The 13879-nt window shown below is 59.7% G+C and carries 11 protein-coding genes; 6 read left to right on the top strand and 5 right to left on the bottom strand.

Going from position 1 to position 13879, the window contains the following annotated elements:
* Positions 1-214 precede the first annotated feature (214 nt).
* Positions 215-1051: a sulfurtransferase gene (locus tag QJ48_RS30260; RefSeq protein ID WP_054977075.1), complete on the bottom strand. Its 837-nt coding sequence runs from the start codon at positions 1049-1051 to the stop codon at positions 215-217.
* Between the two features lie 103 nt (positions 1052-1154).
* On the opposite strand from QJ48_RS30260, the gene QJ48_RS30255 reads away from it, so the two are divergent.
* From QJ48_RS30255 to QJ48_RS30245, 3 genes are read left to right on the top strand one after another with little or no spacing between them, the layout of a single operon-like run.
* Complete coding sequence (locus QJ48_RS30255; RefSeq protein WP_054977074.1) at positions 1155-1673, top strand: GNAT family N-acetyltransferase; 519 nt, start codon at positions 1155-1157, stop codon at positions 1671-1673.
* A complete protein-coding gene (locus QJ48_RS36380) occupies positions 1663-2148 on the top strand; it encodes a DinB family protein (protein ID WP_054977073.1) in 486 nt (161 codons plus the stop codon). The genes QJ48_RS30255 and QJ48_RS36380 overlap by 11 nt, the downstream gene beginning before the upstream one ends.
* Before the next feature lie 16 nt (positions 2149-2164).
* Complete coding sequence (locus tag QJ48_RS30245; RefSeq protein WP_054977072.1) at positions 2165-2722, top strand: hypothetical protein; 558 nt, start codon at positions 2165-2167, stop codon at positions 2720-2722.
* Between the two features lie 8 nt (positions 2723-2730).
* Here the strand turns inward: QJ48_RS30245 and QJ48_RS30240 are convergent, their stop codons facing one another.
* On the bottom strand, positions 2731-3042 hold the full coding sequence (locus tag QJ48_RS30240) for a 4a-hydroxytetrahydrobiopterin dehydratase (protein WP_054977071.1): 312 nt from the start codon (positions 3040-3042) through the stop codon (positions 2731-2733).
* A 15-nt stretch (positions 3043-3057) separates the two neighbouring features.
* Entirely contained in the window at positions 3058-3471 is a 414-nt protein-coding gene (locus tag QJ48_RS30235) for a hypothetical protein (RefSeq protein ID WP_237763115.1), read from the bottom strand.
* A gap of 169 nt (positions 3472-3640) precedes the next feature.
* Between QJ48_RS30235 and QJ48_RS30230 the strand changes: the two genes are divergently transcribed.
* The 3 genes from QJ48_RS30230 to QJ48_RS30220 all read left to right on the top strand — a co-directional run bounded on the left by QJ48_RS30230 (position 3641) and on the right by QJ48_RS30220 (position 11532).
* Complete coding sequence (locus tag QJ48_RS30230) at positions 3641-5242, top strand: SWIM zinc finger domain-containing protein (RefSeq protein WP_054977070.1); 1602 nt, start codon at positions 3641-3643, stop codon at positions 5240-5242.
* Positions 5230-8271, top strand: a complete 3042-nt coding sequence (locus QJ48_RS30225) for a DEAD/DEAH box helicase (RefSeq protein WP_082420738.1) — start codon at positions 5230-5232, stop codon at positions 8269-8271. Before QJ48_RS30230 ends, QJ48_RS30225 begins: the two co-directional genes overlap by 13 nt.
* A 345-nt stretch (positions 8272-8616) precedes the next feature.
* Positions 8617-11532: an ATP-binding protein gene (locus QJ48_RS30220; RefSeq protein WP_054977068.1), complete on the top strand. Its 2916-nt coding sequence runs from the start codon at positions 8617-8619 to the stop codon at positions 11530-11532.
* A gap of 151 nt (positions 11533-11683) precedes the next feature.
* Here the strand turns inward: QJ48_RS30220 and QJ48_RS30215 are convergent, their stop codons facing one another.
* The gene (locus QJ48_RS30215; RefSeq protein ID WP_054977067.1) at positions 11684-13276 is read right to left on the bottom strand and encodes a UDP-glucose--hexose-1-phosphate uridylyltransferase; all 1593 of its coding nucleotides are present in this window, start codon (positions 13274-13276) and stop codon (positions 11684-11686) included.
* Between the two features lie 57 nt (positions 13277-13333).
* On the bottom strand, positions 13334-13879 hold a 546-nt coding region (locus QJ48_RS30210), incomplete at its 5' end, for a UDP-glucose 4-epimerase (RefSeq protein ID WP_157261806.1).

Genomic DNA, 13879 nt, shown 5'->3' with positions numbered 1-13879 from the left:
GATGGCGAAGAAAACGGCAGTTATGTGCTGGCTCCTGCCTTTCAACCTGGACCCGACTGCTGGGCTGTGGTTGGCTCCGGGGTTCTGTAACTGCTTTCTTCGACTTCTTGTTTGCAAGCTGTTGAACAAGAAAGCCCAAAAAGGGCCGCAACAGGTCACTTACTCACCACCTGTCACAGCCCTCCGACCCGCGTCCAACGCAGCCTTTCAGCTCTTACTCTTCTCCAGTCGCAATCGGATTCCCCTCATACGAAATCCAATCGCTCCAGCTTCCGGGGTACAGCTTCACATTGTTCAGCCCCGCTTCGCTTAGCGCGATCACATTCGGGCAGGCGGTAACGCCGGAGCCGCAGTAGACGATGATCTCCTCCGCCTGACGGAGCGCGTCGAAACGCTCGGCCAGCGCAGCTTCGTTCTTCCAAGCGCCGGTCTCATCCAAGGCGTCCTTCCAAAAATACGACTTCGCGCCGGGAATATGTCCGGCTATCCGGTCGATCGGCTCCTCGATGCCGAGGTAGCGCTTCGCTTCGCGGGAATCGATCAAAGTCACGCCGGGCTTGCCCAGCCGTTCCTTGACCTGCTCGACGCTGACAGCCAAGTCTTCGCGCACGCGGGGCGTAAATACGGCCTCGCGCAGCAACGGCGGCTCGTCGGTGACGGGATAGCCGGCTGCTTTCCACTTGCTATAGCCTCCGTCCAAAAGATATACCTTCTCATGACCGAGGTAGGTGAGCAGCCACCACAAGCGCGAAGCCATCGCTCCGCCCTGATCGTCGTAAGCGACGACGGTGGAGCCGGCATGGATGCCCGCTTGCCCCAGCTTCGCCGCAAGCTCCTGCACGTCAGGGAGCGGATGGCGGCCGCCGTGCTCCGTGATCGGGGCCGACAGGTCTCGCTCCAGGTCAAAATACACCGCGCCGGGAATGTGATCGATGTCGTAGCTTTGCTTCCCCGATTCCGACTTCCCCAGCGTGAACCGGCAGTCCGCGATGACGATGTGATCGTCCGTACCATGTTCGAAGAGCCACGGTTGGCTTACAATATGCTTCAAACCAATCACTTCCTTAGATGGGATGAAATACGGTATAGTTATCAGTATACAACGGAAAAATGCCCGGCGGAAGCGCAATCGTCGGCGCAAAACAGGAGGGACGATGCATAACGAAACGAAAAGCTTCCGTCTCGTTCCGATGCGGGAAGAGCATGGGCGCGATGTCTGTACGTGGAAGTACCCTCCCCCTTACGATTTGTACCACTGGGATCCGTGGGAGCAAATGGTTTCGCGCGGCGAGGAATTCGGCGATCCGCGCATCCGCGAGGCGCAGTACCGGGCCGTGCTTGACGAATCCGGGGAGCTGTGCGGCTTTGCGCAGTTTTTTCCGATGGTCGGCGTCACGCGCCTCGGGCTCGGGCTGCGGCCGGACTTGTGCGGCCAAGGCAGCGGTGAGGCGTTTGTCCATGCCATCGTCCGCGAGGCCAAACGCAGCGCGCCGGGCAACGAAATCGATCTGGAAGTGCTGACGTGGAATCAACGGGCCATCCGGACTTACGAGCGGGCCGGCTTTGTCATCACGGATACGTATGAACGCCCGACGCCGGAAGGGTCCGGTGAGTTTCACTGCATGGTATGGACAGGCACGATTAACGAAGGAGGACAAGACAATGGGGATTGACGTACGACCGAAGGCCGAGCTGCTTGCCGAGTTTCGCAGACTGCTTGCTTTTGCGGAAGAAATCCGCAGTGTGGACGAGCAGACGTGGGACAAGCCTCTGGCACCCGGCAAGTGGACGATGAAGGAAGTGGTCGGGCATCTGCTGCTGTGGGACCAGTATTTCTACGAGTCGGCGGTCGGCAAAATCGCTGAAGGCAAGCCGCTGACGCTGAAGCATCTGGATTTCGACGCGTTTAACGCCCGGGCAGCGCAGTACGGGCGGGATCAATCCGGCGGCAAGCTCGTGGAAGAGCTCGTGTTATGGCGCAGCCGGCTTACGGATACGCTTGAAGCGTTGCCCGAGACGGAGTTCGGCCGTTCGTTTCCGGACTTGGACGGCAAGCCGTTCGTCATCTCGGAATACATCCCGGATTTCGTCTGGCATGACCGGCATCATATCACGCAAATTCGCGAATTTTTGAATCCATCGAGCTAAGATCGGGGATCATCGCATGAAAAAAGAAGCGCTGCTCCGGATCGCGGACGTTCTGAACCGGCACGCCATCGAGTGGGGGCTTGGAGGTTCGTCCATGCTCTGGTTCCACGGACTTGTCGACCGCCCCAACGACATCGATCTGCTCGTTGCGGAGCACGATGCGCAGCGGGCGCACGAGCTGCTGAGCCGTCTCGGAACACACGCAGCCATGGAGCCGAAGGAGCCGTTCTGCACCAAATACTTCATCCACTACACCCTACTTGGTACGGAAGTCGATGTCATGGGATTGCTCAGCATCCGTCATGCGGAAGGCATATACCGGTTGGATTGGCGCAGAGACGCAAACACGCGGGTCGAGCCGCTGGAGAGCGTCTCCGTCCCGCTGACGCCGCTGGAAGATTGGTTCGTGTTGTACCTGCTTATGCCAGGACGAGGCGGCAAAGCCGATCTTATCGAAGCCTGCCTGAAGCGGCAGGGCGTTCGGCGGGACCGGCTGGAGGCCGCCTTGCGGCAGCCGCTGCCGGCCGAAGTACGCGCACGCGTGCTTGCAGCTATGGCAGAGGCGGGAGGCTAAACCAAGAGCTACGGCGTGCGCTTGTCTGTATTTCCGGCATAAGCCTCGTCATACTGGGTGACGCTCGCAAAGTCGAGCTCCGTCAATCCGCCCGCATTCCACGACGTCAAGCGGAGCGTCACCATCCGATAATCGATGGCGATCATCGGGTGATGGTTCATGGGCTCCGCGATGTCTGCGATCCGGTTCACAAACGCGATACTGCCTGCGAAGGCGGGGAAGCGGTATTTTTTCATCAGCCACTTCCCCTCTTCCACCGTCCAGCCCTCAAGACCGGACAGCCGCGCCTTCACTTCTTCCGCCGTCAGCTTGCTCCCCATGCCCTGCCGCCCCCCTTATACCAAGTGTATGACCCTTGTTAGCGCTTCCCCTTGATCGATGCGAATGACATGCCGCTTCGGGTCGTGCGTGACGGTACAGTCACCAACGCTCATCTGCGCTTCCGTCCCAAGCCCGTAGAACAAGTCGTCGGCCAGCGTCTTGATGCACTCCTTCCGCTCGCCTTCGTTCAATTCGCCCCAGTCCTCGGCCGACATTTCCAGAAACTCGTGACACCGCTCGATTTCTTGCAACGCATTCGTGAAATCGTCGATAATGTCTCGGTATTCCCTGCCGAATTTAATGCCCATCGTTCTCCGCCTTTCCCGCTGCCACCGTCGTTTCCGCGTATTCTGATTCGCCCTGTCCGTAGGTCCATATTCTCCGAAGAGACGGCGGCTCGCGGCCGGGCGGACGGCAACTGCAATCATGTTTGGCAATCCTTTTGACTCATTGTACTCGGAAACCGGACGGCCCGCAACCGCAGCAATAAAGCCGTGTACGAGGAAAAAAAGTCGCATTTCGGCCTTGATCCGGCACGCATTTCGATGCAAAATCTGGTACACTATAAGGATAGACAAAAAGGGCGGTGGGCGAAACATGCTGAAGCTGCAGATTCCGAAAAATCGAATGAATGAACTGATCGGGCATCTGCGCGACACTTTCGACCCGGCCAGGCTTGAGCGCGGATGGGCTTATTACCACAAGGGACAAGTGGCGGAGCTGGAGCTGAAGCATGGCGTGGAAGTGCATGCTTTGGTGCGCGGTACGAAGCGCTACGAAGTAATTCTCGATCTGGACCAGTTCGGCAAAAGCGAATGCAGCTGCCCGGACGGGGACAACTGCAAGCATATGGCCGCAGTCGCTTTCGCTCTGTACGCGACGTTCGGCCGTCCGGAGCTGCTGCTGCAGCAGCTCAAGCAGGCGATCGCCGTGCGTTCGCGGCAGCAGGCCAAGCAAACGGCGGTCTCCAAGGCTGCGGAGAAGCGGCAGGACCGGTTCGAGCCTCCGGCCCCGGATCACACGCCGGCCCAGTGGCAGAAGTTTTTTGACCAGCAGTTTTACGGCTTTTCCCTCAATCAGCAGCAGTCGATCGAGCTGTTCTACAGCGCAGTCAAGGAAAAGCTGCTGCCCCACGGCGAAGGTTGGGAACAGCCGCTGCGGGGGTTGTACTCGCTTCATGTGCTGTTCTTCGTGATGCGGAAAATCGAACAATTTTATCAGGAGACGAAAACGTCCTACCTTTCTTATTATATCGAAACGGGCTGCCGGACGGTCGGCCGCCAATGTCTCGAGGAGCTGCTGCGGCTTGTGCCCCGGCTCGATGTCGACCTTCTGGCGGAAAAAGCTTCGGCACCCTGGAAGGAAACGCTCGGTCTGCTGGCGGAGGCGGCGCTGTCGGGGAAGGAATCGCCTTTGTCGTGGTCTACCGTATACCGCAGCGTCTGGTGGCGGATGACAAGTTATCCCGCATGGATGGCGGAGGAACGAGCCCGGCTGCGGCGCATGCTGGAATCGCCCGATCTGATGCCGAGACGGCGGGATGCGCTGCTGCTGGCGGAGGCGCATTTTGCCGTGATCGAAGGCGACGACGACGCGGCGCGGGAGAAGCTCGAAGCGCTGTCCAAGCGGGAAGCGCGGGATTACTTCCTGTATCTGCACCGCTGCTACGAGGAAGAAGCGTGGGACCGGATGCTGGCCTGGCTTCGCTGGCTGCTGCCGGTCGTGCAGCGGGCCCAGCAGGAGGAGCTGCGGCAGTTTTGCCAATATTGGATGGAGGCGGTGCAGCGGCAGACCGACGACGGCGAGTGGGTGTCGGTCATGATCGCGCTGCTGCCGCGGACGTACCATTTCTATACGGCTTACTTGATGAAGGCGCAGCGCTATAAGGCTTGGATCGACTTGCAGCTCTCAAACCGCGTCTCGCCGCTGGATTTGTACTCGCTGGATTTGCAAACGGTCGAAAAGCACGATCCGTCGCTGATGCTGCCTCTGTTTCACCAGGCGGTAGAGCGTTGCATCGCGGAGAAAAACCGGACGGCCTACAAAAATGCCGTACGCTTGCTGAAAAAGCTGCACACTACGTACAAAAAACTGAACCGGTCGAACGACTGGGAAGATTTCATTTACCGGCTGGCGATGAAATATTCGCGCCTGCGCGCGCTGCAGGAAGAGCTGAGGAAAGGAAAATGGATTCCATGACCGATACGGGCCTCACCCACGTCCATGTGCGCTGGGCGCCGCAGGGCGGCTTCTTCCTGTGGGGCGCCCGCTATAACGGCGGCATCTGCGACGCTTATGATTTGCGGGACTGGCTGTTCGCTTGGCACGAGCCTTCCTTCTACGGAACGTTCATCGAAGTCGTCGAGTCGCAGAACGTCGAAGGATTGCTGCTGCCTGTGCTGGAAGCGCTTGACTATTTTGCGGCGCCGGGCGTCGTCCGGCACCAACGGCTCGCCTTCGGCCGCGAGCTGAAGGAGCTGACGCAGCTTGCGCCCCATGTCAAGGAAGCGCTGACGCACGGCCGCTTCATGCCGGATTTCGCCAAGTGGAAGGCCGGGGAGCTCGGCTGGAAGCTGCAGCTGCCCGAGGCGGCAGCGGCCTGGTCCGCCTCGCCGGTTGCGCAGCATTGGCTGGACCTGCTTATCCCGGCATGGATTCAGGAGGATGGCGTCATGCGCCAAAGTCTGGAGCAGCTGGAGCGCTCGTTTCCGCTGCTTGGACGCGGGGGCGGGCAGGCGGCCGAGCTGTGGATGGACGAGGAGGACTGGCTCATCTCCATCGGCTGGCAGTCGGACGGCACGCCGTTCCGCACGTGCCTGAAGCTCGAAGAGCCGGCCGAGTCCGGCGGCGCATGGCCGCTACGCGTCGTGCTGCAGGACCGCAGCGACAAGGACGTGCAGCATGAGGTGGCCCCGTCCGCCGTCGCCGGTTGGGCCGCGGCGGAGCCGGAAGCCGGCGTGACGGCCGCGGACGAAGCCGCGAGCGATGCGGCAGGCGGCATTGCGCCGCCTGAAGCGCAAGCGGAAGCGCCCGCGGGTACCGCCGCGGATTGCGAAGCCATGGCGGCCGCCGCGGCTGAGGCGCTCCCCGCCGAGTGGCGCCCGCATCTCGGCCGCGCAGCGCGCGATGCGGCGAAATGGCGGCGCATGCTGCCATGGCTGGCCGAGGGCGAAGCCGGGCTGCGCAGCACGCTGACGCCGGACGAGGCGTGGGAGCTGCTGGCCAAAGGCAGCCTGCGCCTGATGGAAGCGGGCTATTCGGTCATCCTGCCCGCTTGGTGGGAACGCATCCGCAGATGGCGTCCGCGCCTCAAAGCGAAGATCAAATCGTCGGTCGGCTCCGGCCCGCAGTCGATGTTCGGCCTGAATCAGCTCATGCAGTTCGATTGGAAAATCGCGCTGGGCGACGTCGAGCTGACCGAAGCTGAGTTCCGCGAGCTGCTGGAGCAGAACCGGCGGCTTGTGCAAATCCGCGGGCAATGGGTGCAGCTCGACCCGGTACACCTCGCCCAACTCCAGCGCGTCATGCATCAGGTGGAGAAGAAGCAAGGGCTGTCGTTCCGGGACGTGCTGGAGCTTCATCTGCTCGGCTCCAGTGAAGGCGAAGAGGACAAAGACTTCCACCGTACGCTCAACATGGAAGTCGAGCTTGACGAGCAGCTTCAAGAGCTTGTCGATCTGCTGAATCATTCGAAGCGCCCTCCGCTGCTGGAGCCGCCGGACAGCTTCCGCGGCAAGCTGCGGCCGTATCAGGTGGAAGGCATCTCGTGGCTCGTGTTCTTGCGCGAATGCGGTCTCGGCGGCTGTCTGGCCGACGACATGGGGCTCGGCAAGACGATCCAGATGATCACGTATTTGCTGCATCTCCGGGAGCAGCAGCTGGCCATCGATACCCAAGCGACCGACAAGCCGCAGACGGGCGGAGCCGCCCCTTCCCTGCTGATCTGCCCGACATCCGTGCTGGGCAACTGGCAGAAGGAGCTGCAGCGCTTCGCGCCGGACCTGCGCGTGCATCTGCATTACGGGCCGGCCCGGGCCAAAGGAAACAGCTTCGCCGAGAGCTGCAGCGAAAGCGACCTCGTGCTGACGACGTACACGCTGTCGCATCTGGATGAGACGGAGCTGGGCTCCGTTTCATGGGAATCGATCTGCCTCGACGAAGCGCAGAACATTAAGAACGCCTACACGAAGCAGGCGCAATCGATCCGCAAGCTCGCCGGACGGCACCGGATCGCCCTGACCGGGACCCCGATCGAGAACCGGTTGACCGAGCTGTGGTCCATCTTCGATTTTCTCAACCCCGGCTATCTCGGCACGCTGCGCGATTTCACCCAGCGGTACGTCGGCGCCATCGAGCGCACGCAGGACAAGGAGCTCATCGCCAAAGTGCAGCGGCTGATCCGACCCTTCCTGCTGCGGCGTGTTAAGAAGGACCCGTCCATTCAGCTCGATCTGCCGGAAAAGTACGAGTACAAAACGTACGTCTCGCTCACGGCCGAACAGGCGACGCTGTACGAGAACTATATTCAAGACATGTTCGAGCGGATCGACAAGCTGTCGGCGATGGAGCGCCGCGGGATGATTCTCGCCGCGCTGACGAAGCTGAAGCAGATCTGCAACCATCCGGCGCTGCTCGCCAAGGATGCCATCCGGGCGCCTTGGCGCGAACGGTCGAACAAGGTCGAACGGCTGCTGGAAATGGTGCAGGAGCTGCGGCAGGAAGGCGACAAGTGCCTCATTTTCACCCAATTCGTGGAGACGGGGCATTTGCTGCAGCGGGTGCTGGAGGAAGAGTTCGGAGGCAAGGTGCCCTTTCTTCACGGAGGCAGCTCCAAGGCGGAGCGGGACCGCATGATCGAAACGTTCCAAGGCGAAGCGCCGCCGGAGGAGAACGATTCCGGCATTTTCCTGCTGTCGCTCAAAGCTGGCGGCACCGGACTTAACTTGACCGCGGCGAATCACGTGTTCCATTTCGACCGCTGGTGGAATCCCGCCGTGGAAAACCAGGCGACGGACCGCGCCTTCCGGATAGGCCAGACGCGCCATGTGCAGGTGCACAAATTCGTCACGCTGGGCACGCTGGAGGAACGCATCGACGAGATGATCGACAAAAAGCTCGGGCTCAGCCAGCAAATCGTCGGCACCGGCGAGCAGTGGATCACCGAGCTGTCGACGGACGACTTGAGAGATTTGTTCTCCCTGCGCAGCGAATGGGTGGAGCGTGCCTGAGCCGCTCCCCCCATTTTATCTAAAATACAGCTAGACAGCAGGAAACTTTTTTCTCGCGCAATCGCAGCCTAATCCGAATCAAGCAAGGGCGCGAGCTCCAGCATGCGGCTTGAAGAGACGCGTCCTTTTCCCCTTCCCTTTCCCCTCCGTTTCCGGAAGACAATAGCAAAGCTTCCTGACATCCTTCGCCCCATGCCGTCATAAGCCTCCCCTTTCGCCGAAACAGTGATTTTTTTTACGTTCCGGCTCGAAAAGCACCGTTCGCGATAGAGGATTTACTCTGCTTTTGTCGAACTAGGAACGTACAAAAAAAGAATGTCTATTTGCCGAGAAGGTGGCTCTGCCATGAACATGACACGATCGAAAATTTCACTCGGGTACGTGATCGTCGTGATTTCCCTGCTTGTGATGATCAGCGTCTCCAGCTTTGTCGCATCCTCCAGCACGGAAAAAGAACTGAACAGCGTCGTGAACGAAGTGATTCCGCTAAACAACTTGGCCGAAAGCTTACTTGTCGATCTGGTCAATATGGAATCCGGGCTGCGGGGCTACGAAGTGACACAAGACGAAAAATACTTGGAGCCCTACGATTTCGGCAAAGCCCAGTTGCAGGACGACTTGCTCGCCATGGCTGCGTTTCAGAAAAAATACCCCGGCCTGCGCAGCGTCATGGAAGGCGACGCGATCCCGCAAATTCAGCGGCTTCAGGAGCATTATGCCAGCCAAATCGAGCTGATCCGCGCCGGGAAGCTGCCTGACGCGATCAAGCGGGTGTCCATGGGCAAAAACCAGATGGACCGCTTTCGCCAAATTCATACGAAGTTGACCTCCGAGATTGAGCTCATTGCAGCGGAAGCATATTCATCGGCTCAAACCGCAGAGAAACGGGCGCGCGTCATCGTTTTCATCGGCGGCGGGATCGCCATTATCGTCGGCCTGTTCTCGTTCTTCATCTTCAACCGGGCCAATCAGGCTGAAGCCAAGCTGCGCAAAAGCGAGGAAACGTACCGGCACATGGCGGAAAGCCTGGAGGTGCAGAACGAAGAGATCATTGCCCAGCAGGAGGAGCAGGAAGCAACGCTGGAGAAACTGTCGCAGCGCGAGCTGGAATTGGAGGCCATCAGCAGCTATCAGGAAAAGCTCACCGGCTCGACGGACATGGCCGACTTTTTGAACGCTTCCCTCCCGGCGCTGCTGGAATCGCTGAACCTCGATGCGGCTCTGCTTGTGTTGAAAACACCTGGCGGCGACGGAGCGGAAGCGTCTTATCAGGTCGCCTATTCCATCGGCTATCCGTCGACGCTGCCCACGATGCTGGAAAGCGAGCTGTTCGGCATGGCACGGCGCGTCCTGAAGGAGAAAATGCCGCTGGAGAGCGTGCGCCAAGCTACCGCGCAGGAAGGCGGCTTCCATCAAGGCATCACCCACGCGATAGACCGCTATTATCCGCTGTTCAACGATGAGCATGAAACGACCGGCTTCCTGCTGCTGACCGGATATCTAACTTCGCCGGACGAGCAAAAAACGCGGCTGGCCAAAGGGCTAATCCGCCAATTCGGACTTGCCTTCCTGGCGCAGCAAATGAATGAGGAGCGCCGCCGTCAATCCGCCCGTCTGGAGGCGCTCTACGAGCAGCTTCAGCAGGAGAAGGCGGCGATGGAGGAACAGCGCGACCTGATCAACAACATCCTCGAATCGACACACGAGGGCATGATGATGTGCGATGCTTCAGGGAAGCTGATGTTTTTCAATCATCGCATGAACGATTTCCTCCGGCTTAGCGGACGCACCGGCGAATCGATCGCCGAGATCAGCCGGGAGCTGCTTGATCGTTCGCCTAGCTTTGCCCGCGTTTCCCAATCGATCCGCGGCCTGCTCCGAGGCGACTTGAATACGCTGACGGAGCGCTTCTCTTTCACCGACGGGGAGGAGCAGCAAAGATATGTGGAGCTGTACGCCATCCGGATGATGGTCGAACGCCACGACGAGGAACTCGGCTTCCTGTTCGTATTCCGCGACCGGACCGAGGAAGAGAAAGTCGACGAGATGAAAAACGAATTCATCAGCATCGTCTCACACGAGCTGCGGACGCCGCTTGCGAGCGTTCTCGGTTTTATCGAGATTTTGCTCAACCGTCAGCTTACGCCGGAGAAGCAGCAGCGTTACCTGCAAACCGTCTATAAAGAGGCGACCCGGCTTTCGACGCTGATCAACGACTTTTTGGATCTGCAGCGGATGGAATCCGGCAAGCAAATTTATCATTTTGCCCCGGTAGAGCTGGGAGGATTGCTGCAGGAGGTGGTCGAGCAGTGGCGGGGCAAGCAAAGCCACGACATCTCGCTTCATCTGCCGCAGCAGGAAGTGTGGGTGCGCGGCGACGCGGACCGGTTGAAGCAGGTGGCGCATAACCTGCTTAGCAACGCGATCAAATATTCGCCTCAGGCGGAGCGCGTCGATTTGACGCTCCGGCAGGACGGCCAAGACGTACAATTCCTGGTTCAGGATTACGGCCTCGGCATCCCGGAGGAAGCCAAGGATAAGCTGTTCTCCAAATTTTACCGCGTCGACAATTCCGACCGCAGACAGATCGGCGGAACAGGCCTCGGGCTGTCCATCGTACGGGAAATCGTCGAAGGCCACGAGGGGACGGTCGCATTCGAATCGGAGATGGGCGCAGGCACGACCTTCACCGTGACGCTCCAAGCTTACCGGGTCGGAACGGCGGATAACAGCATCATGATTTTGGAGGATGACGATAATTTGGCGAAGCTGATTCAAGTGGCGCTCGCCAAGCTGCATATTCCGACGATGCATGTGCGCTCGGCCGAGGAAGGGATCCTCGCCCTGCACCGGATCGAAGAGGGCGGCCCCCGGCTGTGCATTGTGGACATTCATCTGGAGGGAACGAAGAACGGCTGGGATTTCATCGGCGAGCTGTACCGCCATCCGAAGTTTTACCGGACCCCGGTGATCGTATCCACGGCTCTGGAGCCTCCGCAGGATTATCACGAGAAAGATATCGAGAAGTTTTTGCGCAAGCCGTTCTCGATGGATAAGCTGCTGCAGGTGGCCGAGCAGTTGCTTAGCAACACCGATCGGCATCCGGCGTACATTTTCCCGGCACAGGATGAAAATTTCCTGACCAACACGCTCGCCAAAAACGGCATCGAGGTCGAAGAGATCACCCGGAAGCCCGATCTGATCGAAATCGAGCCGAAGACGCGCCGGCCCTCCGGCGACGAAGGCTCCCGGGCGGGATAAACGATAAGCGGCAAGACCCCCATTCGGCGCTCCGTCAACACGGTGCCCGGATGGGGGTCTTTTTAGGTTAGGCTGAAGTGGCCCGGAATAATTGCTGCCTGCTCTTGCTCGCTCCATAGACGTTCATTGGACTACCGTTCCCGTTCCCACATTAAGCCCGAACGCCAAGGTGCCGCAAAAACGTCCGGAACCCCACCATCCCCTGCTCGCTGCGCTTGTATACGCCCGCGTCGCGCAGAACGTCCGCGAACTTGCGGCCCGTCTCCGTTTGCAGCGCTTGCCTCGCGTCCTCCTCCGGCATAGCCGTACCGTAACGGCCAACGAGCTCCTCCAGCCATTCGGCGTGCTTGTGCAGCGGATGCGACGGATCGCGCGTAATCTTCCCGTCCAGCTTCTCCTCCCCGGTCAGCAGCCTGGACGCCAGCTCCAGCTCGTCCTTGAGACGGCCCGGCAGCACGGCGAGCCCCATCACCTCGATCAAACCGATGTTCTCTTTCTTGATGTGGTGAAGCTCCTTGTGCGGGTGAAAAATACCGTCGGGATGCTCCTCGCTTGTCCGGTTGTTGCGCAGCACCAGATCGAGCTCGTATTCCCCGCTCGCATTGTTGCGGGCAATGGGGGTGATCGTGTTGTGCGGCACCTTGACGCCCGCCTGCTCCGTAAACGCGAAGATGTCTTGCGACGGATCGCTGTAAGACTTCCACGCGTCCAGAATCGCCGTAGCGAGCTTTAACAACTGATCGCGGTTGTGGGTGGCGATGCGGATGACCGACATCGGCCATTTGACGATGCCGATCTTCACGCCGGGATAATCCGGATGGCTGAAGCTTTCTTCGACGCCCGCCTTTTCCATCGGAAACTTGTGCCGTCCGCCTTGAAAATGATCGTGGTTCAAGATCGATCCGCCGACAATCGGCAGATCGGCATTCGAGCCGACGAAATAATGCGGGAAGCGCTCCACGAAATCGAGCAGACGCTCGAACGTCTCCTTCGACGTCTTCATCGGCCGGTGCTCCCGGTCGAAAATGATGCTGTGCTCGTTGTAATACACGTAAGGCGAATACTGAAAATACCACGTTTCCCCGGCCAGCTCAACCGGAATGACCCGCAGGTTCTGTCGCGCCGGATGATTGAGCCTGCCGGCGTAGCCCACGTTTTCGATACACAGCAGGCATTTGGGGTAATGACTCTGCGGCGCGTTTCGTAGCATCGCGATTTCTTTCGGGTCTTTCTCGGGCTTCGACAGGTTTACGGTAATTTCTATATCGCCGTATTCCGTCGGAGCAAGCCAATACATGTTTTTGCCGATCCGGTCCATCCGGATGTAGTTCGAATCGATGCACAGCTTGTAGAAAACGTCCGTCGCCGCCCCGATGCCCTCGGACTTCGCAGTCGTCCAGAACCGGTGCACAAGCTCGGATTCTCGCGGCATCAGCTGCCCCATCAAACGGGCATCCAGCAGATCGCGCACTGTCGTGTTATTTTCTTCAAGCAGGCCCGATTCGGCCGCGTAATCGAGCAGCGGCTCCAGCAGCTCCACTGCGCTGTCCGCCACCGGCTCGGTCAGCTCGCCCTCGTACGGCTCGCCGATACACAGCAGATCGAGCAGCCCGTTGCGGGCCGCATAGACATCCAGCGGCTCCAATAGTCCGCGCTTCAGGCCGAATTGCAGCAGCCGTTCGACCCGGTAGGCCGCCTTCCGGTCGGGGGAGCCGAATTCGGTTTCCATCTGTCTTTGTTCCATTGTTCTCCACTCCTTCGGATCGGCCGGCCTTCGGGCCGAGCGCCTGCACCCGTAATTTTACTTGCCGTAGCCGTCCGGATTCGCTTGATGCCAAGCCCATGCGGAGGCGATGATTTGCTGCAGGCTGTCCCGCTTCGGCTGCCAGCCGAGCTCCGTTCTGCCGCGCTCCGAGGAGGCGACAAGCACCGCCGGATCTCCCGCTCTGCGAGCTTCGACGACCGCCGGAATCGCATGTCCCGTCACTTCGCGCGCGATGTCGATCACTTCTTTCACGGAGAAGCCTTTGCCGTTGCCGAGATTGTACACGCTGCTATCCCCGCCGGCGCGAAGCTTTTCCACCGCGAGAATATGGGCGTCCGCAAGGTCGGTCACATGAATGTAGTCGCGGATGCATGTGCCGTCCGGCGTCGGATAATCTTCGCCGAAAATCGAGATATGCGCGCGCTTGCCGAGCGCCACCTGCAGAATGATCGGCACCAGATGGGTCTCCGGCGAATGGTCTTCGCCGATCCGGCCGCTTTCGTGCGCGCCGGCCGCGTTGAAATAGCGCAGCGAGACGTATTTGATGCCATGCGCGGTATCGAACCAACGCATCATCTTCTC

It is taken from the genome of Paenibacillus sp. A3 (assembly GCF_001399685.1).
Lineage (GTDB): Bacteria > Bacillota > Bacilli > Paenibacillales > NBRC-103111 > Paenibacillus_G.
The sequence above is the reverse complement of the archived record's forward strand: the minus strand, read 5'-3'. Positions and strand labels throughout refer to the sequence as shown.